Below are 24718 nucleotides of genomic sequence, written 5' to 3' on the forward strand. Positions count from 1 at the left end.
CGTTCAATTTTTAATGTTCGTGACCACCTGCATTGCTTAGTTTTGCATTGACGAAAAACGCACCTTTTACTACAATCTTTGCATTGGCAGGAATTTCATTTACAAATGTTACTGCGGTGTAACCCATATCAGATACGCCTTTTAGCACTTCTACCTTTTCAAAATTCTTAGCCGTTTTATCTTCTTTATGGTCTTTTTCTTCGCCCTCTTTGTGGTTGCCTTCTTTTTCTCCTTCTTCGTGATGGGCTTCTGCTTCTTTGTCGGTTTGTACAAAAATGTAGTATTTGCCATCGGCATTTACAATGGCATCAGTTGGTACCGCAGGTGTTGTTACATTATTGAGGCTTACAATTCCTGTGATATTCATTCCATCAATCAAGCCACTTTTATTGCCATTTACACGGCAGTGAACGGTAATGGTTTTACTCTCGTTTTCAAAGGATGAACCAATGCTGAAAACCGTAGCATCATATTCAGTAGTAGGATTATTGGTTAATGTAAAATGAATGGTTTGTCCCACTTTTACCTGTGGCAAATCTTTTTCAAACACCTGTAAATCCAAATGCAATGAACTGTTATCTACAATTTCTATAACCGGAGAAGAAACATCAACATAGCTTCCGATTTTGGCAAAAACATTGCTAACCGTACCATTCAGCGGACTGGTTACGACCAAGGCAGATTTTAAATTTCCGTTTGATACAGAACCCGGATTGATGCCCATTAATTGTATCTGCTGTTGTAAGGAAGCTCTTCGGGTTCTTAAACTGCTTAATTCGGCAGTAGCACTTTGCAGGTTTTTCTTTGCACCTGCACTTCCTTCGTTCAGTTCTTTTTGTCTTGCTAATTCTTGTTCCGCAAATGTAATCCTGCTTGCTGTACTCAAATATTCTTCCTGCAATTGGATGAACTGCGGATTGGCAATGGTAGCAATTACCTGACCTTTTCTTACATAATCTCCGATTTGAACTTTCAGTGTTCTTATCACACCGCCATACAAAGAAGTGGCGTTGGCTTTATTGTTATTAGGAACTTTCAGATTTCCGTTTGCTTTGATGGTTGCTGTTAATTCCTTGTGTTCAATGGTGCCTAATTGTATGCCTACCGTTTTTATTTGTTCTTCGGTAAGTGTGGCAATAGTTGGCGTTTCTTCCTCGTGAGGTGCTTCTTCTTTTCCTGCAGTTTTGGTTTCGGCAGATTTATCTTCTGCTTTCTTATCATTTTTACAGGCAGAAAAAGCAAATAGTAAAACAGCTACGGCTGTCATCAACGTGATTTTATTTATATTGAATTTCATTTGTACTTATTGATTGATGAATGAATAAATATTGATTACAGATTGGTTGACCTGCTGAATGCTTTTGAGGTAATTCAACTGAATATCGGTTGCGGTTTGCAAAGCAAAAAGATATTCTACATAACCGATGTCGCCTGTTTTGTAACCCAATTGTGCCGCTGAAACAATTTCTTTAGCATTAGGCAAAGCTTCCTGCTGAAAATAATTGAACTGCTTCATATCCTGCTGGTATTGCAACAAAGCATTTTGTATTTGTGTTGCCAACGTTTTCTGTTGCTGTTGTGCATTGGCTTCGGCTGCTTGCTTTCTATAATCCAAAGATTCTATCCTTGCCTTTGTAGCACCGTAATTAATGGGAATAGCAACACTAATATTTACAGAATTAAAACGGTTACCAGAATTGAAATATTTCTCCGCACCATTTACTGTTTGAAAGCCTATCAAAGATTGATTTGTGTAACCTATCGTAAAATCGGGTAAACCTTGCGAACGTTCTACCTTTTTGGTCTTTTCTGCAATAACTGCATCCTGATATAAGGACTGAATTGCAGGATGATTTGCTACTGCATCATTGTCCAGCAAATTACTGATTTGTAAAGGTTGAAAAATTCCATTTTCTACAATGATAAAATCTTCTTTAGCATTCATTAATGTTTTCAGACTGGCAACTGCATTATTTAATAACACTTCATTCTGTTTTAACAATAAATTGATTTCCCCTTTCTTAGCTTCTGCTGTACTTATATCCACTTTTTTAGTATCACCAGTTTTGTATCGAAGCTTTGCAATGCCAATAAAATCACCATATAAGCTGTCCAATTGTTGCAATTGTTTTTGATTGTGTTGCAGGTACAGGATTTGATAATAATACGTTCGTACCTGATTTTTTAATTCTAAAACACTTAGGCTTTTCTGTATTTCTTTACCTTTTATTTCTGCATTAATCAATTGCTTTTTTGCTCCAAATAATGAAGGAAATGGAATTGTTTGTGTGACCTGAAAAGACTGGTCGAATTTTGTACTATTATATTGACCCAATTGTGCGTTAAAATCGAGTTTTGGTAATTCTCCGGCTGTTTTTTTCAACGCTTTGCTGGCATCAATTTCTAAATCTGAAGCTTTAATGGCTTGATTATTTTGAAGCGCAATATTTATCGCATCATCAACACTTGATAAATGCTGTGTTTGTGCATTTGCTGTAAAGCCTGTTAATGACAGAAGCAATACAATGATAGTTGCAATAGGTTTCACTTTGGGTTTTCTTTTTAAATTAATTTTTGAATTGAAAATGATGTAGAGTAAAGGCAGAACGAACAGCGTAAGGAAAGTTGCCGTAACCAAACCACCGATTACTACGGTTGCTAAAGGTTTTTGAACTTCTGCACCTGCACTGCTACTTAGTGCCATCGGTAAAAATCCTAAGCTCGCAACGGTTGCCGTCATCAATACAGGTCGAAGTCTTATTTTTGTTCCTTCGATTACTCGTTTGAAAACATCTTTTATTCCTTCTTTTTCCAATTGGTTGAAAGTGCCTATCAATACAATTCCGTTAAGAACGGCTACACCAAACAAGGCGATAAAACCAATTCCTGCACTGATGCTGAAAGGCATTCCACGAAGCATTAAAGCCAATACGCCACCAATGGCGCTCATCGGAATTGCGGTAAATATTAAACCTGCTTGCTTAAAGGAACGGAACGTGAAATAGAGCAACACAAAAATTAATAACAAGGAAATAGGAACGGCTATCATTAATCGGTTACTGGCTTCCTGCAAGTTTTCAAATTGACCGCCATACGTGAAATAGTACCCCGGTGGTAATTTTACCTGTGTATTTAATTTTTGTTGAATTTCTTCTACCACACTTTGTACATCCCTATCTGCAACGTTGAATCCGATTACAATTCTACGTTTTCCAGCTTCACGGCTTATTTGTGCCGGACCTAACTTATAATCAATATTTGCTACTTGTGATAATGGTATTTGATTACCTGTTGAAGTGGGTATCATCAGATTATTTACATCTTCTATACTACTACGATATGTACTGTCTAAACGTACGACCAAATCAAACCTTCTTTCGTTTTCAAAAACTACTCCTGCACTTTTACCTGCAAACGCAGTGCTTACCACGTTGTTCACATCTTCCACTGTTATTCCGTAATTGGCTAAGCGAGTACGGTCATATTCCACATTTATTTGCGGTAAGCCACTCACACGTTCTACTTGTGGAGATGTAGCGCCTTCTACTGTTTGTATAACCTTACTAACCTTATCAGCATTCAAGGCAAGCGTATCTAAATTTTCTCCAAATATTTTTACTGCAACATCTTGCCTAATACCTGTCATCAACTCATTGAAACGCATTTGTATTGGCTGGTTCTTTTCGAAAAATACACCAGGTATTGCTTCTAATTTTTCATTGATAGCATCTGCCAATTCATCATAACTTCTGCCACTTTTCCATTCGCTTTGAGGTTTCAGCAAAATCATCATATCGGTTGCTTCGGGCGGCATTGGGTCGGTTGGTACTTCTGCTGCTCCGGTTTTACCTACAACCATTTTTACTTCATCAAATTGCTTGATAATTCTTGAAGCTTGCATTGATGTTTCGATACTTTGGCTTAATGAACTTCCTTGTGGCAAAATGCAGTGAAAGGCAAAATCGCCTTCCTGCAATTGTGGTATAAATTCGCCACCCATTCTGCCAAATAAAGATAATGTAAAGGCAAATATGGCAACGGTAATTCCCACTAACCAATATTTTATTTTAATGGCTTTTTCTAATAATGGTTGATACATTTTTTGCAACCAATTCATCATTTTATCTGAAATGTTTTCTTTATGCATTGGCTTTTTAGACAAAAACAAAGCACACATCATCGGGATATAAGTGAGGGATAAAATCAATGCGCCAAATATTGCAAAACCTACTGTTTGCGCCATCGGACGGAACATTTTCCCTTCTACACCTACCAACGTTAAAATAGGAATGTAAACAATCAAGATAATGATTTCGCCAAATGCTGCACTGCTACGGATTTTAGAAGCGGATGTAAATACTTCATTATCCATTTCCTGCTGAGTAAGCCTTTGCGTGGATTTCCTTAAACCCAAATGATGCAACGTGGCTTCTACAATAATTACCGCCCCATCTACAATTAATCCAAAATCTATCGCTCCCAAACTCATTAAGTTAGCACTTACCCCAAAAATGTTCATTAAAGCCAAAGCAAACAACATCGCCAAAGGAATAGCAGAAGCTACAATCAATCCGGCTCTGAAATTTCCTAAGAAAAGAACCAATACGAAGATGACAATCAAAGCTCCTTCAATAAGGTTTTTCTTAACAGTATTCATTGCCCTGTCTACCAAATCTGTACGGTCTAAATAAGGTTCTATCACAACATCTTCGGGCAAAGATTTTTGTATGGTGGGTAGTTTCTCTTTTATTTTTTCTACCACATTGTTGGCGTTTTCGCCTTTCAGCATCATCACTACGCCACCTACTGCATCTACCTCTCCATTGTAGGTCATTGCTCCGTAGCGTACTGCATTACCAAAACGGACATCTGCCACATCTTTTATAAAAATGGGTACACTTCCGGTTTCGTTCTTTACACTAATATTTTTTACATCATCTAATGAAGTAACCAAACCGATACCTCGGATGAAATAGGCATTCGGTTTCTTATCAATGTATGCACCGCCTGTATTTTGGTTATTTTTTTCTAATGCTGTGAAAATATCGGTAACACTAACACCCATTGCTTTTAAGCGGTTAGGATTTACAGCTACTTCATACTGTTTCAGCTCGCCACCAAAACTGTTAACTTCTGCAATGCCGGGTGTGCCGAAAAGCTGACGTGCAACAATCCAATCTTGCATTGTTCGTAGTTCTTTAGCATTGTATTTATTCTCGCTACCCTTCTTAGGATGGATAATGTATTGGTATACTTCACCTAAGCCTGTACTCACGGGAGCAAGTTCCGGTGTACCAATACCCTTAGGTATATTTTCTTCGGCTTCTTTTAGTTTTTCATTAATAAGCTGTCGGGCAAAATAAATATCTACTTTGTTTTTAAACACAACTGTAATTACCGACAAACCAAACCTCGAAATACTCCGTGTTTCCTCTAAATCTGGAATATTTGCAATACTTTGCTCAATAGGAAAAGTTACTAATTGTTCTACTTCTTGTCCCGCCAATGTGGGACAAACCGTAATTATTTGCACCTGATTATTGGTAATATCGGGTACGGCATCAATGGGTAGTTTTGTGGCGCTCCACACTCCCCAAATGATGAGTAACAAGGTCATTATACCAACGACAAGCTTGTTCTTGATACTGAATTTTATGATACTGTCTAACACAATTCATTTGATTAATGATTAATAATAGTGGATATAAGTTCTTTCTGTATATTGCAAAAAGAACAGCTAAATGCACGACTTAGATAGTACGCTTCTTTATTAGTGGAGGAAATGCCAAACGCCCCACCTATAAATGCATTTGCTAAAAAATATTAAGCATTAATCTTTGGCGGTTGCCAAATGTTTCCGTGGTAATTGGAAATGAAAGTGAAAGCCCAAAGTGGGAATTTTTGCTGTTTGCCGAAACTCGGCTTTGTCTCGCTTATTTTGAACGTTTGAAACGTAAAATTTACAACGGTATGACAACTGGCGCAAGAACAAAAAGGGCTGCACACATCTTTGCAGTTCGTTTGGTCGTTGGAGATTTTAGTAAATTCTGATTTTGAAGAATTGCTTATATTTATATCGCACGCATCAGTACAGGGCATTACGGATAATGCCAAAAAATAGATACTGAATAGGATTACAAATATTTTCATCAGACTGCAAATATAAAAAATATTTTAGTGCAATCGAATTGCAAAGTTGAAAAAGTCTATTTGTTACATTTGTCGCATTTCCCCTTAAGAACTAAATTAGCTCCATCTAATTTAAAGTTTTGAGGAACTTCGATGTTCGGAATTTCTGTTTCAGTAAGGCAAAAAGTATGTTTGCAGTCGGTACAATAAAAATGAAGTATTGACATTTACATTTTATTCTACCTACTTTCAAATCCATCCTTAAATCTCAAAAAATTCTTTGCATCTTTGGGGTTTTTCTTCATCCATTTGTTCATCAGCTCAGTATTATGTAGCAGTTGCTGATAGTCTTCATCTTTATAAATAGATTGACCTTCTTTTTTAATTTCATCCAAAACCTCTTGACGGATTTCACTTTTTGATTTAATACTTTCCGCATACCATTGCTTGGTAAAAAAGATGTTTCCTGCTGTTGTTAAAACTGAAAGGAATAGTGCTGCAATCATTCCGTAAATGATAATTTTCATAAATTTTGAATTCTTTTCAAGTGCTTTATTTAGATTCAAATAATCTTCAGAGGGTCTGATTTCAATGGTTTTCGGTATCCTTTCTATAAATTCATTCCTTTCTTGACCTTCTTTTTCTAAAGATTCTGATAATTTTAAAATTGTAGCGTTAAATCTCCTCATCGTAGATTCTGTTGCTCCTTTTATATTCAATAAATCTTCATACACAAATTCTGTTTTTATTCCTTGTTCAATGTTTCTTTCATTGGTTTCAATGACTTTTTTTAATAGTTCTAAGCCATTGTTTTGATTGTGTTCTTGATTACGTTCTTGATTGTACTCTTGGTTTCCTTTTTGGTTTTTTTCTTGATTTTCCATTTTATCTAAATTTTCGTTTTTTCTTTTTTAATAGTTCGTCTTCTGGTGATGAAGTGTAGGTGGGCTTTAATAGTTCTTTTGCTATATTTTCAAACTGTTTACTCACAGATGGTGAGTTTTCTTGTTCATCTTTATTGATTTGTTCTGTTGCTGTTGAGTTGAAAATGATTGTCCTTTCCTGATTTTCTTGAAGTTTCTGCTTAATATCTTTAATTTTTAATGTATTGGTGATTTCGGAGAGTTTATATCCTGGTTTGTATTCTCTCTCGGTTTGATGGTTAATATCTTCAAACTTTACTATTCTCATTCCTGATATTCCTACTTTTTCATTTTGTGAAAGTGTTACCCTATAACCTAACTTTTTCATATTATTCGTTAGTTCGTCAAAGCTTCTTGAAATTCTAAGGGAAGTAGTGAGCGCTTTCAACATTTGCTTTTTCTTTTCTTTGCCAATTTCAATATCGGTTTTTAGATTCATTTCTTTGCAAACTTCACGGACGGCTTTCCCAAAGAGTTCTCCAATGTTGTGGGCTTTAATGGTATTCTCTCCCTGTATATTTACTCTATTGACAATAAAGTGGATGTGTTTTTGTTTGGTTGAGGAATGAATATCTAAAACCATTTGATTGTTATCTCTCACTCCAATTTTCTTCAAAGCTCTTAATGCCAACTGTGTGAGTTCTTCATTGGATAATTGGTCTCCTATAGATTTTTCAGGTGAAATATATCCTGTCAATGCCCAGTTTTTTACATTTTTATTGCGGTCTGCAACGGTTTTCATTTCTGTAAACTGTTGTTCTGGGTTCTGACTTAATAGATTGTTTTGATATACTCGTTCTGCTGTTCCTTTGTCATTGCCATTATATTCGATGGCGATTTTGGTAATTCGTCTGGTGGTTGCGCTGTTATTCATTTTTGAATTTCAGTTATGTGGGTTTCTGCTTGTTTTGTTTTTCATACAGATATTGGTAAATTAGTTTGGTGACATTTTCTATTTCATGGAGGATTTGTTTCTTGTTTTCAAATTCAGAAAATGCTTTATGTCTCAATAAATTTTTAATTCTGATGAAATGATTTCCATATTGAAGCAGCACTTCTTCGGTTTTAAATTCATTAATCTTTAATTCTTTTTCGGTAAGAATCATCCTTACATATTTTGATATTTTCAGGTGATATTTTGAGGCTTGTTTTTCTATTTCGTCAAACTCTTTTTCGGTTAATCTTACAGAGATGACTTTTGAAAATTGTTGTGATGTTTTCTTTTTTAAACCTCCTTTTCTACCGATTTCCTGAAAATGTTTTTTTCTCTTTTCACCATCCTCTTTCTTTTCATTTTCTTCGACGGCTTTCTTGACAAATTCTTCTAAAAAGTTTTTTCCCATATTGGTGTGCATTTAGTTTTTTAATTGAATTTTAGTTTGTTTTTAAAAAGGTTTTTCAAGACATTTCTGACGATAGGAAGAAATCAAAAATCCCAATTTTGCAATTAGCGGCTACGCTTATTGTAAACATTGGGTACTTTTTGCACTAACTATCTGCCGATTTTGCGTGTGTTTATTTTATTCAGGTCTTCACATTCTCTGCCTGTGTCTCTTTTACGCATTTCCCAACTCATTAAAAACTCGTTCAGGTCTTTGTGGTTTTTGTATAGAATCCGACAGTCTTCTATGTTTTCTCCTGCATTCTTTATCATTTCAATAGCTCGGTTTCCTGCGTTGTCGTTATCAAAATACAGTTCTACTTTTTGATAATTCTGAATTAAATTTTTGATTTTTGGAATCATCGAAACGGAGTTTAGGATGATGTAATCAGAAGACTTTTTTTGCAAATTATCTTCTATGTTTTTAAAGGAAAGGAAATCGAAAAAACCTTCGAATATTCGAAGTGATTCTTTTCCATTTTTAATGATGGAAATATCCTTTTTTCCTAAACATATTTTTGAGTATTTATTCCGAATCTCATAACCTCCAGAATCGTTTTTAAAACCAATACCAAAGTAATTTTTATCATTTACTCGATAATGAATTTCTTTTAAGAATGCGGTTTGATTTTCTACTTTTCTGTTTTTTAAATATTCTAAAAGTGCTGGATGTTGAATGTCTTTGATTTCAATTATTGTATAATTATTTGCTAGAGCTTCTTGCTTCGGATTAGAATTACTTTGATGTTGAAAAGAAGAAAAATTTTGTTGTTCTGCCCAAGCTAAAACATCTTTTATGGAAGCGTTTAGATATTTTTTCATAAAGTCAATATTGTTTCCGCCTATTCCTTCGGAATGGAGATACCAAACGTTGCTTCTTTTATTGAGTTTAAAAGAGGCTTGGGTTTCTCTGGAAAAAGGATTGAGATACCAAGCTTCTTTTTCATTTTGCTTTGTTGGATGGTGTCCGACTGAAACGAGGACTTCTTCCAACTTTATAGAGTTGAATTGGTTGCAGTTCATTTTAATGTTTTTGTTTTCTTTGTTTTTTTTATTTCCTCTTACCTAATTACCTTTTCATTGATTAACAATACTTTAAGGCAAATTTTTTCAATTACCTGTTTTTACCTACTTACCATAAATTTTTAATTAAGGTAACTTTAGGTAACTATTATTAAAATTTAATTACCTTAATAAATCATTGATTATTAGACTTTTAAAAATATAAGGTAACTTGGTAACTTTGGTAAGTGGTTTTATTTAGTTTTTCTTTTAATGAGATAACCATACACCTGAAGTTGAGGATGTTTTATCCTTTGATATTTTAAACTGGTGAGTGCTTTTCCGATTTTTACATTATTCAATCGCAATCCTAAAGCATTGTTCATCGCCAACATAATATCGGTTGCTGTTAGAAATTCTTCCATTTTTTCCGATTTTTCAAAATGTGCAGAAATGAGTTCTTGCTCCATTGAAACTTGTGCATATTTCTCGTTTCTTTTTTCGTTTTCGGTGATATCTGTTGCGGTTAATTCGGAATTGTAATTTTTTCTTTCAAAAGCATTGAAATAAGCTTGAGCCCAAACTTTATCCATATCAATTTCTTTGGAATATTCAAAATCAAAAGAATAAACCTCAAAAATCTACCATCTTATACTTCCAGTTTCATCGGTAAGAAAATCCGTCCGATTGGTAGAGCCTACAAACGAGCAAATTCGTTCTAAAAACTCGGCTTTTCTTGCATAAGGAAGTCTAATATTGGCACTGCTTTTTGAAATGAAAGATTTCAACGTATTGACATCAGATTTAGATAAAACCGCCAATTCATCAAGGTTGCAAATCAAATTTTTACAAATGGAAATAATGCCATCTTTGTCGATGGAGATGTTTTCAGTGTAATAATTTTCTAATTTTGGTGGAATTAAAAACCGTAAAAAAGAGGATTTTCCCGAGTTTTGATGCGATGCCAAAACCAATGATTGTTTATTGACATATCCTTTGGTTAATGAACACAAAACAGCTCTTGTAAGCCATTTTTCAAAATGATAATAAAATGCCTCATCATCATTAGTTTTAAGGTATTGACAGAGATTTTTGATGTAATTTTCTCCATCCCAAGTTTCTAAATTTTCAAAATATTCACGAATTGGATTGTATTGCTGAATCAAATGGCTTCTAACCAGAATCTCCAATTTATTCATATTAATATCAATACCAGATTGTGCCAATTCTATCAATAAAGAATTGATGTTAAGAACAAACCAATTTCCCATATTTTCTTTCAACTGAATCTCCAACTCCAAAGCAATGGTATTGAAACGAATGTTGTATTTTTCGTCTAAATATTTCATCGCTCGATCATAAATGGTTTTGGAAGGTGTATCAGATTGATACAAGAATTTTTGTTCGTTCATACGTTTTTTAAATTATGGAAGAGACCCAATTTTTTTAATGTTTGTACTTTATTTCCAAGTAAAACAAACCTTTAAGCCTAACTATGGTGGTAGTTAGGCTTTATTTTTTGCGTAAAGAAAATTCTAATGCTTCTTGTTGAATTTCATCGTTTGATTTATGGCTGTTTTTTAGCAACCATTCATCTATTTTTTTACGTTCAAAAAATAGAATTTTTCCCGAAGGTTTTGAAAATGGAATTGAATTATTATGAACTAATTTGTAGATGTAAGATTTCTTGAAGCCTGTATAATCTGATAGCTCTTCTACATTAAGAATTGTCTTTAGTCCGAAAATATGCTTTTCAATTCGGTTGAGTTTGTGGATGATGATTTCGTTATTTTCCATCTGTTTCTTTTATTCGATTTAACGAAGCAAAAGTCAGAATGAAAAACTACAAATACAATACAGTCAAGCACTTATGGACTAAATAAGACTAATTTGGACTAATTTGGATTGCCAAAAGTCTAAAAAAGATTAATTTGGATTCAACTGAATTCGAAAGCGATTTTCATTGGGTTTAAAAATAGAAAACAGAATTTTCACAACTCGATATTTAATTCTGGAATAATCTCAGCAGTTTCTTTCATCTTGCTATCCACAATTTTTGCATAAATCTGCGTTGTTCTTAATTCCCTATGTCCAAGTCTTTTAGAAACCGTGTAAATATCTGCACCGTTTTCTAACAACAGAACTGCATTCGTATGTCTAGCGGAGTGAAAAGTAATATGCTTAGGAACTGCAGCACGATTACACCAGCGAATAATTTCAGTATTGTAGGTCATTCCATATTTCAAACCTTTGAAAACTCTTTCTTGCGGGTCTTGTCTTTCGCCCAACAATTCTCTGGCTTGTTTTGAAATATAAAGATATTCAACACCATCCGTTTTTTCTTGTCTGAAATTGACTTTTGATATATCACCTTCATCACGAACTTCTTTCCAAATCAAGGTATTGATATCTGACCAACGTAGTCCCGATAAGCACGAAAAAAGAAAAGCTTTTTTCAAAACCGGATATTTACATTCCGCTTTGGCTAAACGTTGTAATTCATCAAAAATCAGATATTCTCTTTGACTCTCAACCTGTTCAAAGGATTTTACTTTTGCAGCATAATTTATTGTTAAATATCCATTATCGAAGGCGTTTCGAAGTGCAGCTTTAAACTTATTGAAATAAGAATATTTTGAGTTTTGAGAAAGTGGCAACTCACTTTTTGTAAGAGCATCCTTTTCGAAATATAGTTGAACTTTCTTGACAAAATTTTCATCAATTTCATCGAAAGTCATATTTTTTGGAACAATCTTTTTGAGATGTTGTAGAGTAGAAAACCAGTTACCGTAATTATTTGAAGTATCTTGCTTTTGCTTTTCTTCTGTTAACTCCTCAAAGTATGTTAAGAAAGTTCTTTTACTTTTTACGGTATCTTTCAGATCATAGCGTCCTTGTACATATTCAGCTTTTTTAATTGCCAAAATATTTTCAGCAAGAGCCATGGTTTCTTTATTTTCTTTTTTCTCCTTAGCCGACTTTGGGTCGGAGTGCAAATACAATTTCAAGTATTCAAAATTCCGTAGATGAACTCTTCTCCCTTGTGCATTAGTAGAAGAACCTTTGTAATACTCAATGAAAAGGCTAATCCTTCCATCAGCCAAATTTTTCTGTTTTAAAGTGATATTCATATATTTTTTATAAGGTGTACATTTGTACACCTTTGCACTACTTTTTGTAGATCAAGGTGTACGACAGGTGTACAAATATATAAATAAAGTCCAAAAAGAGAAAATAAAATTTATACAAATATCTGATAATCAAATAAAAGAAAGAAAAAGAAACCAAAGAAAAGCTAAATTATTTCCCGATACAAAACTTACTGAAAATATTCCCCAATACTTCATCATTGGTAAATTCCCCAGAGATTTCACCCAGATGTTCTAGAGCATTTCTAAGTTCGTAAGCCAACAATTCAGTGGAAATTTGATGGGTAATGGCTTCTTTTACCTTATAAACAGCGTCAATAGATTTTTGAAGAGATTCGTAGTGTCTTTGGTTGGTAATCACTACGTTGCTTTCAGATTTTAGATGTTCTACATAGGTAGAAAGTTCATCTTTTAAATCCTGAAGATGAATATTTTCCTTAGCCGAAATTTGTAACAATTCATGCGAAGGAATTTCAGATTGAAGGGTTTTTGCAATAGCTTCTGCTTTTTGCTCGGCCTGTTCTACTTCATCAATTTTAGTAAGACAAATAATGATTTTCAAATCTTCTCTTGCCAATTCTTGAAGCATGGCAAGGTCGTCTTTTAAATCGGTAGTCGCAACATCAATCAAATACACCAAAACATCAGCTTGAGCCACTTTTTCTTTGGCTTTTACCACGCCTATTGCTTCTATGGCATCTTCCGTTTCACGCAAACCTGCGGTATCAATGAGTCGAAAAGCATTTCCTTTAATATGCAAAACCTCTTCTATCGTATCACGCGTAGTTCCTGCAATATCCGAAACGATGGCTCTTTCTTCTTTTAAAAGGGCATTCAGTAAAGTAGATTTTCCAGCATTTGGTTTTCCGATAATAGCTACTGCTACTCCACTTTTAATGGCATTTCCGTATTGGAAACTGTCAATCAAAGATTTCAGTTTGCTTTCTATTTTTTGGAGCAGTTGTACCAATGCAGTTCTATCTGCAAATTCCACATCTTCTTCCGCAAAATCTAATTCTAATTCAATCAAGGAAACAAAATTGAGCAAGTCATTTCTCAAAACAGAAATTTCATGAGAAATGCCACCTTTCAGCTGTTGAAGAGCTACTTTTCTGGACGCTTCATTTTCCGAAGCAATAAGGTCGGCAATAGATTCGGCTTGACTGAGGTCTATTCTACCGTTCATAAAAGCACGCATAGTAAACTCCCCTGCTTTTGCCATTCTAGCTCCATTTTTAATCAAGACTTCTAAAATTCTTTTGCCAATATGCGGAGAACCATGGAAAGAAATTTCCACAGAATTTTCGGTAGTGAAAGATTTGGGAGCCAGAAAGATAGAAACCATTACTTCATCGATGACTTCATCTCCATCTTTGATGAAACCATAATGTACCGTATGAGATTTCTGTTGGGTAAGTGCTTTTCCGTCAAAGCATTTTTCACAGATTTCTATGGCTTGTTCCCCAGAAACTCTAATAATTCCTATCGCTCCAATTCCATTGGCAGTAGCGAGTGCACAAATAGTGTCTTGATTCATACTGCAAAGGTAGTAAAACTTAAAATGCTTTCAAAAAAAGCCAAGAAAGCTTCTGTTGATGTATAAAAATGACGGATTAAATCTTAATATAAATTTTCTTCTGATGCTACATGAAATGCTTTTAATGCTTAACATTGAAAAAGCAAATGACTATGGAGCGTGTTCTAGATATTGCCTTTTAATGTTTTGTTGTTTCAGAATTTCAGAGATAAACGGTTGTATTTCATGGTTGATTTGATCCTCGATATAATCATTGGCATGAGGAGATTTGATGAGCTGTAACCAAGGTTTTTTATTGAATACCGGCGGTCCAAAAATAATCACAGGTGTACCTTTAGCCAAAGCTACAGTCCCTTTTTTGTTTAAAATCCATTCATCTGCCCAAGTGTACATAAAGTAGGCATCTTCTTCCAACAAACGAACGCAAGAGTGTGAAGCATGATGTCCCGGCAAATCATACTGATGCCATCCAATTCCTAAATAATTATACAAATTGAAGTTCCATCTCAATTTCCAGTCAGAATTCACGGTACTGATGGCGACTTCCTTCTTCCAATTGGTAAAGGTGAGCCCCATTTTGGTAGGTGTTGCTTGTTTGCCCATACTGGTAGGTCCCCACTTGATGAGACTCCCGTTTTCATACAAGGCATAGGCATGAATGGCATAACTGAACATCGCCAACTTCTGAATGTTTTTAGCCGCAGAAACGTTTTTAGGAAACGGACTGTACACTGTAAAATCTTTTTCCAAAACGTCTGGAACCACTAAGGTATCAGCTCTCCATTTGTTTTTATAATCCAATCGATTGATGGCTAAAATAGCATGCAGTTCTTCTTGAGAATACTTTTTCTCTAAAGTTTTAAAATCTTTATTTTTATTTTTAACCACAAAAGCATGATACTTTATTTCTTTTTTCACCACCGTATCTTTTTGGACGGTATCTGCTTTCTGTTGCTGCTGAATTGTATCATAATGCACTTCCTCTGCTCCAGCGCTTTTATTGCACTGAACCAACAAGAACACACCGATAAGATAGATAAAACTTCTAAAACAGTTCATGCTATTAAGATTAAAGACCAATATAATTTTTATTTTATTGACACCCTAAATTTACGAAAGAAATAGCAGCTTTTCAATGATTTGTAGGAAAGATTTATTATTACTACTCCCGATGCCTGAGCACAGACTGAAGGTCTGCGAACGAAGTTCACGAAGGCAGAAGCTAGAAGTGCTATTTCAAGTCGGTGCCTGAGCCTGTCGAAGGCACATTCTTATTCTCATCCCTGTGATTTCGACTCCGCTCAATCACCGTATTATATTTACTACTACTCTCGGTGCCTGAGCTTGTCGAAGGCACATTCTTATTCTCATCTTCCCTGTGATTTCGACTCCGCTCAATCAACGTGTTGCTTTCGGTGCCTGAGCCTGTCGAAGGCACATTTTTCAATCCTTATCTGTATAATTTTTTGATAATAAAGGCAAATCGTTTGCTCTGTTCTCCATCAAAGCCTCTTTCTTTCTCCTGCTCCAACCCTGAACCTGCTTTTCTCGATAAAAAGCTTCATCTATTCTGTCAAATTCTTCGTAATACACCAATCGTACAGGCAACCTTTTTCGGGTGTGGTTAGCTCCTTCACCCGACTGATGTTGTTGCAGTCTTAGCTCTAAATCTGTAGTACTCCCAGTATAATAAGAACCATCTGCACATTCTAAAATATACATATATCCTTTCATGGTTTTTAGTTTTTTTATTGCGTGGCTTCTACAGGCTCAGCCACCGTGTTATATTATTACGCTGGTGATTTTGACAGGCTCAATCACCGTCTTATATTTATTACTACTCCCGGTGCCTGAGCCTGTCGAAGGCACCGAAAATTGATATCTGAGCCTGTCGAAGGCACATTCTTATTCCTCTTCCCTACTGATATTTAATTTTCCTGGAAACCTCAGCTTTTAGAATTTTTTGATTCCCCACCTTTTGATACCTTTTTTCACGAGTCCAGTTTCCAAAGTCGTCATATTGATATTCCATAAGATAGAGCGGCGTTTCTACCATATCACCAAACTCATTATACCTGTAACCTTCTAAAAGTTTCATTTTGGGAAAAACTTTTTATATTCTGTTTTACAATGAGTGCAAGCCCAATCTGGACTTTTCTCTGTGATACAACATCCTCCTATTACCAATTTTTCTTGCTCTAAAAGTTTAAATGCCTCTTCTGTTGGCATACCATAAAGGATTTTCACTATAGTTGTTTTACCACATTTATGGCATTTTCTGGGTTTGGATGTTACTTTGATGGGGTTCATTTGATTTAAATAATTTTATAATTTCTTCTCCTAGAGAAACGTCTAATTCTTCTTCTTTAAATATGGAAATCTTTCCTAAACAACAAGAATGTTTATGATCTTCATAACTGATAAAATGGTCTGAATGTAAATGGGTACTCATTGAAGGATACAAAAGTAATGACCTTGTAGATTTCCAAAACTCATTATAAACATACATTTGCCTCAAATCATGAATAGACGCTTCCGCGTAATCAATATTCTTCCATTTGGTATCTATGATGAGAAATTCTTCTTTATTTTCATAATTCTTTTTCACCAAAACAATATCAGGACGAATGGTAATTCCATCCCAAAAACCTTTCGAGTTTTGTCCATAAACTTCTACTCCTTTTTCTTCAGCAACTTGTTGTAATCTCACCAAAACATATTCTTCCCATAAACGATTCATATCAAAAAGTAAGGCAAGCATATTTTCATTTCCGCTAGCAACATTTGGAGCATAATTTAAAATAATTAAGCGCGCAATAGCCAAAACCGTTTCATATGGTGCCGTTTTTCTGGTTTTGGGAATTTTATTGAAAGTGTGGTGAGTTGCTTGTATAGAAGTTACTTCAGGAAAATCTAATTGTACTGACTTACAATGATGATATAGATGATTTCCTTTTGACATAGATGCCACAATTTCTAAAGCCTGACCAATAACTTGATGAATCAAATGATCCTTCTCATAGACTTGATGAGTGGTATAAAATCTTTCCTTATGAACCAGATTTTTTGAGAGATGTCCAGAAAACTCTAACTTTCCCTTTAATGCCTTGATATTCTTAGTCTCCTTATAATATTGCTTAATAAGTCCTTGTCTGATTAAAAGCTCTACTTCATTCAGAAACCATTCAAAATAAATATCGAGCAAATGAATGTTTTGTTTCTTAATTTGAGCCTCACCTACAGCGTTTACTTTAAGTTTTTTGGTAACTTTAAGCATTTGGATTAATACACTCTGCCAAAGAACTGTATTGGTTTCATATTGGTCTATTTTCGGTAGAACCTCAATGACCAAACCATCTACTTGCAGAACCCCCACATAATTTTTGAAAGTAATTTTTTTATAACCTATATTAAAATACCTGTTCTGATGCAATTCATTGAACTTCACTAAAGCATTAAAGTGGCTTTCCTTAAAAAGCACACCATTATATTCTGTGCCATATTGCAAAGAATTATATTCAAAAACTTGTATGATGTTCTTAGATTGCAACACGGTTAAGCAAATGTTTTATTGAATCAAGTATATTAAAATTGTCATCCAGCTTTTTAATTTTAAATAGTCTTGAAGTATCAGGCTTTTCTAATGTTTTACCATTCCATCTTGCAAATTCTACCTTACTTTCTTTTGGTTCAATACATTCTACAAAACCTTCTCCCAATATCAAGGCAATTTTTTCATAATCGTGATAAAAATATTCTTGCAAAAGAGGAATGATTTTATTGGCAAAAGCTTCTTTCAACGCTTCTGTATCATTAGGTTTAATGTTGATAAAATAAGAATGCCCTATCGTATGATCTCTATCCAAAAGAGCCTCAATTCTACTATTAATAGTTTTCAATAATTCTCCCAACTGAAAATCATCAAATTGAATTTTTTTTAATTCTTCATATTCAGGCATCATTTCCACGAAAGAAAATCTCCTTCTTAGCGCAGTGTCTAGAGCTTCTACACTCCTATCAGCCGTGTTCATAGTCCCTATAATATGCAGATTAGATGGTACACCAAACTTTTCTTTGCTGTATGGTAAAATCACTTCCAAGGCTTCATCCTTCCCTAACCTTTTGTCTTCTTCAATTAAAGTGATTAATTCACCAAATATCTGAGAAACATTACCTCGGTTGATTTCATCGATGATGAGTACATATGGTTTGGGAGCTAATGGAATTTCTAATTGAGTTGTTGTAGTTTGGGAATTTATTCTGTTATTTATATAATTTAAAACTGCCCAATAAGCAGTAGAGTTTGAGCCTCCAATAACCGCTCTAAATTCTTTATCGATATTTTTAATAACAGATAAGTCAGGAAATGCTTCTTGTAATTTTTTAGCCCTTGAAAAAGAAACAGTATAAATCTTGGCTTCTTTAGAAGATTTTGGTTGAACTTTTAGATTTCCTTTTTCAGAAATATCAACTACTTTCAGTCCCATTCCTACAGTTTGAATATTGAGAATGAGCGATTCTTCTTTCTCTAAATACTCATTGGCTTCAGAAACCAAATCATCCCAAGCATCATCAAAGGTATATTGCTGACTCAACTCTTCTGATTGATATCTTATTTTTCTAGCTTCTTCTGCTATTTGTTTAAAAATGCCTTTCTTCACTTCATAAATCACAGATTTTCTTCCTTCCTCATCTTCTTCTATTTCTGGTTTTATACCCTCAATGAAATCCTCATAACTCATGCTTTGATGAAAAGTGGTGAACATAATTTGTCCGTTGTTGGAATAGTGATCAAACCTTTGTTTCAAAGCATCTCTTTCTTCAGACTCTAGCTCTATTAAAGATTTATTTTCAATAATTTGGAGTGCTCGGTTAATAGTATTATATGTCTTCCCAGTTCCAGGAGGGCCGTAAAGTATTTGGTTAAGAGAAATGGGGTTCATATTATTATCATTTATCATATTTTGTTGTGTGGGTATTACTTTCAAAATATTATTATCCTTAATTATAGTAATCCTTTTTAAATTTTTTTGAAATTCGTTTTCTGAGATTACATATTGGTCGGTAAGTTCATATTTGTTTAATAATTCTAAAGCTTTATTTCTAAAAGTAATTAAATAAAATTCTAAATTTTCATCTAAAAATTTATCAACATTCTTAAAATAATAATAGCCATAGTTTTCTTTATTTAAACTAATTTTAAAAAAATCTGCTAATTCTTTATAAAATTCTATTTCTTTATCAGAAAAATTACCTTTCTTAAAAGATATTTCAATATAATTAGTAGGTTCGTTATTATTATTTCCAATTACAAAACCTATGGTTTTAATTTTTCTTGCACTATCACCCTTTCTAAACAATGGTAGATAAATGTAATCTGAACCTTGAAACCATTGCCCTTTTTCTAATCTTTTAACTTTTTTTGCTTGTGGACTATCTCTTTGTCTTAAAGAAAATGTAAATCCTTGATTATTATTTTTAAATTCCAATAATCTAGAAAGCAATTTTTCTGATATTTCAACTATTTTTTCCTGATTCATAATATTTTACCCTCTAAACTTCTTATAATTCTCCGCTTGTTCAAAAATCTCTTTATACACCTCGTCTCTGTCTATTGGTGGATAATCATTTTCTGCCAAGAGAATAATCAAATCTACTTTTAGTTCGGCTTTTATATCATCTCGTTTACTCCAATCGGTGTATTTGGTTTTATCATCTACCACCAGTTTTACTTTTTTGGCTAGCTCAATAAGTTTTTCGTCTGCATAAGAAAAATCATACTTAACGGTAAGCATTTTCAAAATATCATAAAAAGCTTTTTCTTCGATGTCAATCCCTAGTTCTTGGAAGGAGTCATTTTCTTTTTTCAAAGCGTAATAGAGTTCAATGATTTCATTGGTAAAATCCTCTAAAACTTCACTTCGCAATACATCACCTTCTTTACGCTCATTGTATTTTTGTACGATAGCTTCTAAACGTTTACTAAAATCTATTCCCATCACTTTATTCACCTGCTTCATTCTATCGATGGCTTGTTTCAATACTTTTTGTAAGAGTTTGAACTTAGTATTAGGCAGTTTAATCTTATCTAATTTTGCTAAATAATCATCAGAAAACAAATCAATTTCTTGGGCTTCGTCTTCACCTAGTTTGAAAATCTCTTCCACACCTTCGCTTTCTATGGCTTCTTGAATCATCGCTTTTACCTTTTCGTTCATTTGCGAAGCATCGGGAGCGGTTCCTTTGGTGAGCTTGTAAATAATAGAACGCACCGCCAAATAAAAATGAATCTCATCTTTCTCGGTTTCAGAAATAGATTCACTACCCGAACAAATATCAAAAGCCAATTTCAAACGTTTTACGATGTTCATAAAACGAGTTTCCAACTCTTTGGTCTGTTGTACAAATTCCGCTGCTCTATTTAGGGTTTGCAATTGTTCTATAGGAGTACCGTGATAATATAAATGGCTATTAAACGTATGGAAAATACGGTGCAACAAATCCAGTTGGTTTTTCACCACTACTACAGAATGTTCTATTTCTTCTATATTGCTTTCATTGCCTTGGTTGTATTGTGCCAATGCAAGATTCATTTGTTTTTTGATTCCGATATAATCTACCACCAAACCTTTTTCTTTACCTTCAAATTTTCTATTAACTCTAGAAATCGTTTGTATCAGATTATGCCTTTGGATGGGTTTATCAATATAAATAGTATCTAAGAAAGGAACATCAAAACCAGTGAGCCACATATCTACTACTAGAGCAATTTTAAAATTAGAATGCTCAAATTTGAATTGTCGGTCGAGTTCTTTTCGGTAATCTTTCGTTCCGAGTAAATCATAGAGTTCTTTTACATCGTCTTTATTGCGAGTCATTACCATTTTTATTTTTTCAATCGGCCATAGTTCTCGTTTTTCTTTTTCTGTGAGGAGCTCTAGATTTTCGGCTTCCTTTTTCTCGCCCCAATCTGGTTTTATGGCAAGAATATTTTTATACAATTCATACGCAATTTCTCTGCTACTGCATACAAACATCGCTTTTCCTGCTACACTACTTCCTTCTTCTACTCTTTTTTCATAATGTTTTACAAAATCTTCGGCTACAGCTTTTAAGCGAGAAGGGTCTCCCAAAATCACATTCATTTGAGACATTGCCTTTTTGCTTTCTTCTATCTGATTTTCGTTACTGCCTTCTTCTGCACATTGTTCGTAATAGTCTTCTATTTCTCTCAGTTTTTCGCTATGGAGCATTACTTTGGCGGCTCTACCTTCATAAACTAAAGGAACTGTGATTTCATCTACCACAGATTCTCGCATAGTATAAGCATCTACTACCTCGCCAAAAACATCTATCGTTGCATCTATAGGTGTTCCTGTGAAACCTACATACGTAGCATTCGGAAAAGAATCGTGCAGATATTTAGCAAATCCAAAAGTTTTCTTTACCCCATTTTCAGAATAGGTGATTTTTTGATTGAGATTGGTTTGGCTTCTGTGTGCTTCATCAGAAATACAGATAACGTTGCTTCTATCGGTAAGCAATTGGGTGTCTTCTGTAAATTTATGAATGGTGGTAAGAAAAACACCGCCACTATTTCTGCCTTGCAATAATTCTCTTAAATGCGCTCTGCTTTCTACACTGATGACGGTTTCGTCTCCTATAAAACCTTTGGCGCTGGTAAATTGCCCAGAAAGTTGGTCGTCTAAATCGGTTCTATCGGTAATAAGAACAATCGTAGGACTTTTAAAATAAGTACTCTTCATCAGCATTCTTGCCAAAAAAAGCATCGTATAACTTTTACCACAACCTGTAGTCCCAAAATACGTTCCTCCTTTTCCGTCGCCTTCTGGTTTTTGATGAATTTTAATGTTTTCAAACAATTTTATGGTAGCGTAATATTGCGGATATCTACAAACAATTTTCTCATTTTTCTTACTGCTGTCTGGCAAAAAGATAAAATTCTGAATAATATTTCTGAAACGTTCTCGGTTAAACATTCCTTGTATCATCGTAAACATCGCATCTATGCCATCTACTTCATTAGGCATTCCTACGGTTTTACGCCATGCATAGAAAAAATCGTACTTCGCAAAAAATGATCCTGCTTTGGTATTCACACCATCACTTATCACACAGAAAGCATTGTATTTAAATAACTCGGGAATATCTCTCTGATATCTTACTGTCAATTGTTTGTAAGCATCATAAACGGTAGTTTCTTCTTGTATGGCAGTCTTAAACTCAAAAACCACCAATGGCAAACCATTCACATACAAAATTAAATCGGGAATGCGCATTTCGTAGCCTTTTATCGCCAACTGATTCACGATTTTGTATATATTTTGGTCGGCTTCGCTGTAATCAATGAACTGAATGAAAATATCTTTTTGGGTGCGGTCTTCTCTCTTCAATAGAAATCCATCATTCAATTTTTTCATAAAAATCTTATTGCTTTCGTACAAATCCGAGGCTGGCAATTGCTCCAATTCCCTAATAATACCATCAATTTCTGAACGGGTAATGCCTTCTTCTCGGTATTGCATTGTAAGAAATGTACGCAAATCTTCTTCTATCAATACTTTATCGGTAGCTATATGCCCATAGGTTTCTCTAGATTCCTCTACCATATTCCCTTCTGTTTTGCGCAAATCATTTCCCAAAACGTGCTGCATTTCTTCTTGCTGTAGAAGATGGATAAAGGCTTGCTCTAATTGTGATTCCGTGAATTTCATCTCTTTGCTTCAGTTTTTATTGTCCAAGAAATAGTTTTTAATCTTTCTTGAATCATTTTTAAAGTTTCTAAAATAACTTCTTCTTTGGGTAATTTGCCATACACCAAATTTTTAAAGTCTCCGTTATATGTTGTTTTCAACTCAATCCATACATTATCCAAGTCTTTGAAAATAAGTGCTTCGTTAGGATGATGAACCAACCACTGATTATTATTTCTAAAACTTATAACATCATCATTGGCTACTTTTAAAAGCATTTCATCGAAGGCTGTTGATTGAAAGAATTTTAAAAACTCCTCTTGTGTAAGTAACTGATATAAATCGTAGGTATGTCTTATCTTTTTCTTTAAATCATCGATTGGATTTTTGCCATAAGAAAATCGTACTAAACTCATTATTTTTTCGCAAATGGTTCTTATTGGTTCTAATACTAGCAAGCCAAAAGGCAGTAATCCGTTTTCTTCAGCAATACTAATCTGATGATTATCCAACATCATTTGCCCGACAAATGAAATAATGTTTTGGGTAGTATAAGGTTCGTAGTACCCCAACCATGTTGATTCCAAAATTATCACATCTCTTACTTGTCCGTAATCTCCTTTAAATTCTTTTTTGTAGGAGTGTGCCGTTTTTCTATTCATTCCCATTTTATGGGTTATTCCTTCAATCGTAACTTCGGGTAAAACAGTATCTACAACTGTACTTACTATTTTTAATTTTGATTTTAATTTGCTGTCGGTCTCTCCTTCTTTTCTCAATACTACCAAATCAATATCTTCAGAAAAACGTTCTATCATTTGGTAACATTTGGATAGTGCTGTTCCGCCCTTAAATACTGTATCTTTGCCAACTTCATTGTTGAAAATCGTAAACAAAACATAGGTAACCCAATAGTCTTTTTCTACATATATGGCAGGAATTTTCATTTGGTCAGCAGTAAACTGAACAGCCTGTCTGAACAAGGTTTTATTTTCATGCAATTTCATACAATATTCCATTTTTCGGTGGTAGATAATACTTTCCCCGCACCTGTGAGTTGATACTTACTAATTGGGTTCAAGGACTTGAAAAGAGTTTCTGTTGTCTTGCTTTGCTGCAATTGCTCTAGCAATGCGCCCAATAAAGCCCTTGTAGCAGGTGGATATTTCAGAGCCAAGCGAACCAAAGTATTGATTTCTTTGTCTGTAAAGTTTTTGATAATAGCCAAAAACCGCTTACAAGATGCTTCTATATTGGCATCAGGTATTTTTTTTATATAGCGAATAGCATCCAATACTTGCAACAAAGGAATATTCTCTTTGGTAATGCTATTTTTCTGTTTGATAAATGTAATAATGTAGCGTTCTCTTTTAAATTTAGGGCGAACTTGATTTTTACCAATCTGTATGGTATTGCTTACTTGCGTGGTTAAACCCAACTGGTTATAAATACTGTAACCCGTAAGATAGCCAGTAATCTTACCGTTTTCTTCTAATAAATCTTTTACTACTTGCGCCTGATTGGGTTGAAGGGTACCAAAAGGGGTGTTCTCTGGTTTGTAGTATTTGCCTTTAGAGAGTTTGGCGATTTTGCCTGAAGCTACCATACGATTCAGGGCTTTTATCACCGCTTCTTTTTGATTCACCTCAGTAGTAAAATCTGCATAGGTGAAAACATAGCCTTTAGGAAGTCTATCTATAGTAAATGCTATATATTCAGATATTTTCATTGTTTTATTATAATACAAATATAAATCATTTGTCCAGTTTATTAGTAAAAAAACTGGACATTTTTAAATAAAATATCTCTTGACTATCATCATATCTTTGTAATTGTATAGAACGCCGATGGTTTTTTTCTGGGTATGATAAGTGCATAGTTTG

The 24718-nt window shown here is 34.2% G+C and carries 21 protein-coding genes; all 21 read right to left on the reverse strand.

What is annotated here, in order from left to right:
- Nucleotides 1-10: 10 nt before the first annotated feature.
- The 21 genes from KKQ76_RS04440 to KKQ76_RS04525 all read right to left on the reverse strand — a co-directional run bounded on the left by KKQ76_RS04440 (nt 11) and on the right by KKQ76_RS04525 (nt 24564).
- Nucleotides 11-1297 (reverse strand): efflux RND transporter periplasmic adaptor subunit, encoded by a 1287-nt coding sequence (locus tag KKQ76_RS04440; protein ID WP_213196002.1) that lies wholly within the window; start codon nt 1295-1297, stop codon nt 11-13.
- A gap of 6 nt (nt 1298-1303) precedes the next feature.
- The gene (locus tag KKQ76_RS04445) at nt 1304-5671 is read right to left on the reverse strand and encodes a CusA/CzcA family heavy metal efflux RND transporter (RefSeq protein WP_213196003.1); all 4368 of its coding nucleotides are present in this window, start codon (nt 5669-5671) and stop codon (nt 1304-1306) included.
- Between the two features lie 152 nt (nt 5672-5823).
- On the reverse strand, nt 5824-6150 hold the full coding sequence (locus tag KKQ76_RS12795; protein WP_317194556.1) for a DUF6660 family protein: 327 nt from the start codon (nt 6148-6150) through the stop codon (nt 5824-5826).
- A 218-nt stretch (nt 6151-6368) separates the two neighbouring features.
- Nucleotides 6369-7013 carry a hypothetical protein gene (locus KKQ76_RS04450; RefSeq protein WP_213196004.1) on the reverse strand — a complete coding sequence of 215 codons (645 nt, stop codon included), beginning with the start codon at nt 7011-7013 and terminating at the stop codon, nt 6369-6371.
- A 1-nt stretch (nt 7014) separates the two neighbouring features.
- Nucleotides 7015-7926 carry a relaxase/mobilization nuclease domain-containing protein gene (locus tag KKQ76_RS04455; RefSeq protein ID WP_213196005.1) on the reverse strand — a complete coding sequence of 304 codons (912 nt, stop codon included), beginning with the start codon at nt 7924-7926 and terminating at the stop codon, nt 7015-7017.
- 13 nt (nt 7927-7939) lie between these two features.
- Nucleotides 7940-8407: a plasmid mobilization protein gene (locus KKQ76_RS04460; protein WP_246501337.1), complete on the reverse strand. Its 468-nt coding sequence runs from the start codon at nt 8405-8407 to the stop codon at nt 7940-7942.
- Nucleotides 8408-8544: 137 nt separating this feature from the next.
- Entirely contained in the window at nt 8545-9456 is a 912-nt protein-coding gene (locus KKQ76_RS04465; RefSeq protein WP_213196006.1) for a toprim domain-containing protein, read from the reverse strand.
- 233 nt (nt 9457-9689) lie between these two features.
- Nucleotides 9690-10028, reverse strand: coding sequence for a hypothetical protein (locus KKQ76_RS12710; RefSeq protein WP_246501338.1), 339 nt, complete (start codon nt 10026-10028; stop codon nt 9690-9692).
- Nucleotides 10029-10076: 48 nt separating this feature from the next.
- On the reverse strand, nt 10077-10847 hold the full coding sequence (locus KKQ76_RS04470) for a virulence-associated E family protein (protein ID WP_246501339.1): 771 nt from the start codon (nt 10845-10847) through the stop codon (nt 10077-10079).
- A 100-nt stretch (nt 10848-10947) separates the two neighbouring features.
- Nucleotides 10948-11232: a helix-turn-helix transcriptional regulator gene (locus KKQ76_RS04475; protein WP_213196007.1), complete on the reverse strand. Its 285-nt coding sequence runs from the start codon at nt 11230-11232 to the stop codon at nt 10948-10950.
- Between the two features lie 194 nt (nt 11233-11426).
- Nucleotides 11427-12566 carry a site-specific integrase gene (locus KKQ76_RS04480; RefSeq protein ID WP_213196008.1) on the reverse strand — a complete coding sequence of 380 codons (1140 nt, stop codon included), beginning with the start codon at nt 12564-12566 and terminating at the stop codon, nt 11427-11429.
- A 169-nt stretch (nt 12567-12735) separates the two neighbouring features.
- On the reverse strand, nt 12736-14121 hold the full coding sequence (gene mnmE / locus KKQ76_RS04485; RefSeq protein WP_213196009.1) for a tRNA uridine-5-carboxymethylaminomethyl(34) synthesis GTPase MnmE: 1386 nt from the start codon (nt 14119-14121) through the stop codon (nt 12736-12738).
- Nucleotides 14122-14271: 150 nt separating this feature from the next.
- A complete protein-coding gene (locus tag KKQ76_RS04490; protein ID WP_213196010.1) occupies nt 14272-15180 on the reverse strand; it encodes a L,D-transpeptidase in 909 nt (302 codons plus the stop codon).
- A gap of 384 nt (nt 15181-15564) precedes the next feature.
- Nucleotides 15565-15855, reverse strand: a complete 291-nt coding sequence (locus KKQ76_RS04495; protein WP_213196011.1) for a GIY-YIG nuclease family protein — start codon at nt 15853-15855, stop codon at nt 15565-15567.
- A 184-nt stretch (nt 15856-16039) separates the two neighbouring features.
- A complete protein-coding gene (locus KKQ76_RS04500; RefSeq protein ID WP_213196012.1) occupies nt 16040-16219 on the reverse strand; it encodes a hypothetical protein in 180 nt (59 codons plus the stop codon).
- A complete protein-coding gene (locus KKQ76_RS12775; RefSeq protein ID WP_262897641.1) occupies nt 16216-16350 on the reverse strand; it encodes a hypothetical protein in 135 nt (44 codons plus the stop codon). The genes KKQ76_RS04500 and KKQ76_RS12775 overlap by 4 nt, the downstream gene beginning before the upstream one ends.
- Nucleotides 16351-16387: 37 nt before the next feature.
- Complete coding sequence (locus KKQ76_RS04505; RefSeq protein ID WP_213196013.1) at nt 16388-17674, reverse strand: McrC family protein; 1287 nt, start codon at nt 17672-17674, stop codon at nt 16388-16390.
- Nucleotides 17661-19661 (reverse strand): McrB family protein, encoded by a 2001-nt coding sequence (locus tag KKQ76_RS04510; protein WP_213196014.1) that lies wholly within the window; start codon nt 19659-19661, stop codon nt 17661-17663. The genes KKQ76_RS04505 and KKQ76_RS04510 overlap by 14 nt, the downstream gene beginning before the upstream one ends.
- A gap of 6 nt (nt 19662-19667) precedes the next feature.
- Nucleotides 19668-22856 (reverse strand): type I restriction endonuclease subunit R, encoded by a 3189-nt coding sequence (locus KKQ76_RS04515; protein ID WP_213196015.1) that lies wholly within the window; start codon nt 22854-22856, stop codon nt 19668-19670.
- The gene (locus KKQ76_RS04520) at nt 22853-23842 is read right to left on the reverse strand and encodes a nucleotidyl transferase AbiEii/AbiGii toxin family protein (RefSeq protein ID WP_213196016.1); all 990 of its coding nucleotides are present in this window, start codon (nt 23840-23842) and stop codon (nt 22853-22855) included. Before KKQ76_RS04520 ends, KKQ76_RS04515 begins: the two co-directional genes overlap by 4 nt.
- Nucleotides 23839-24564, reverse strand: coding sequence for a type IV toxin-antitoxin system AbiEi family antitoxin domain-containing protein (locus KKQ76_RS04525; RefSeq protein ID WP_213189216.1), 726 nt, complete (start codon nt 24562-24564; stop codon nt 23839-23841). The genes KKQ76_RS04520 and KKQ76_RS04525 overlap by 4 nt, the downstream gene beginning before the upstream one ends.
- Nucleotides 24565-24718: the final 154 nt, after the last annotated feature.

The organism is Cloacibacterium caeni (genome assembly GCF_907163105.1).
GTDB classification, from domain to species: domain Bacteria; phylum Bacteroidota; class Bacteroidia; order Flavobacteriales; family Weeksellaceae; genus Cloacibacterium; species Cloacibacterium caeni_A.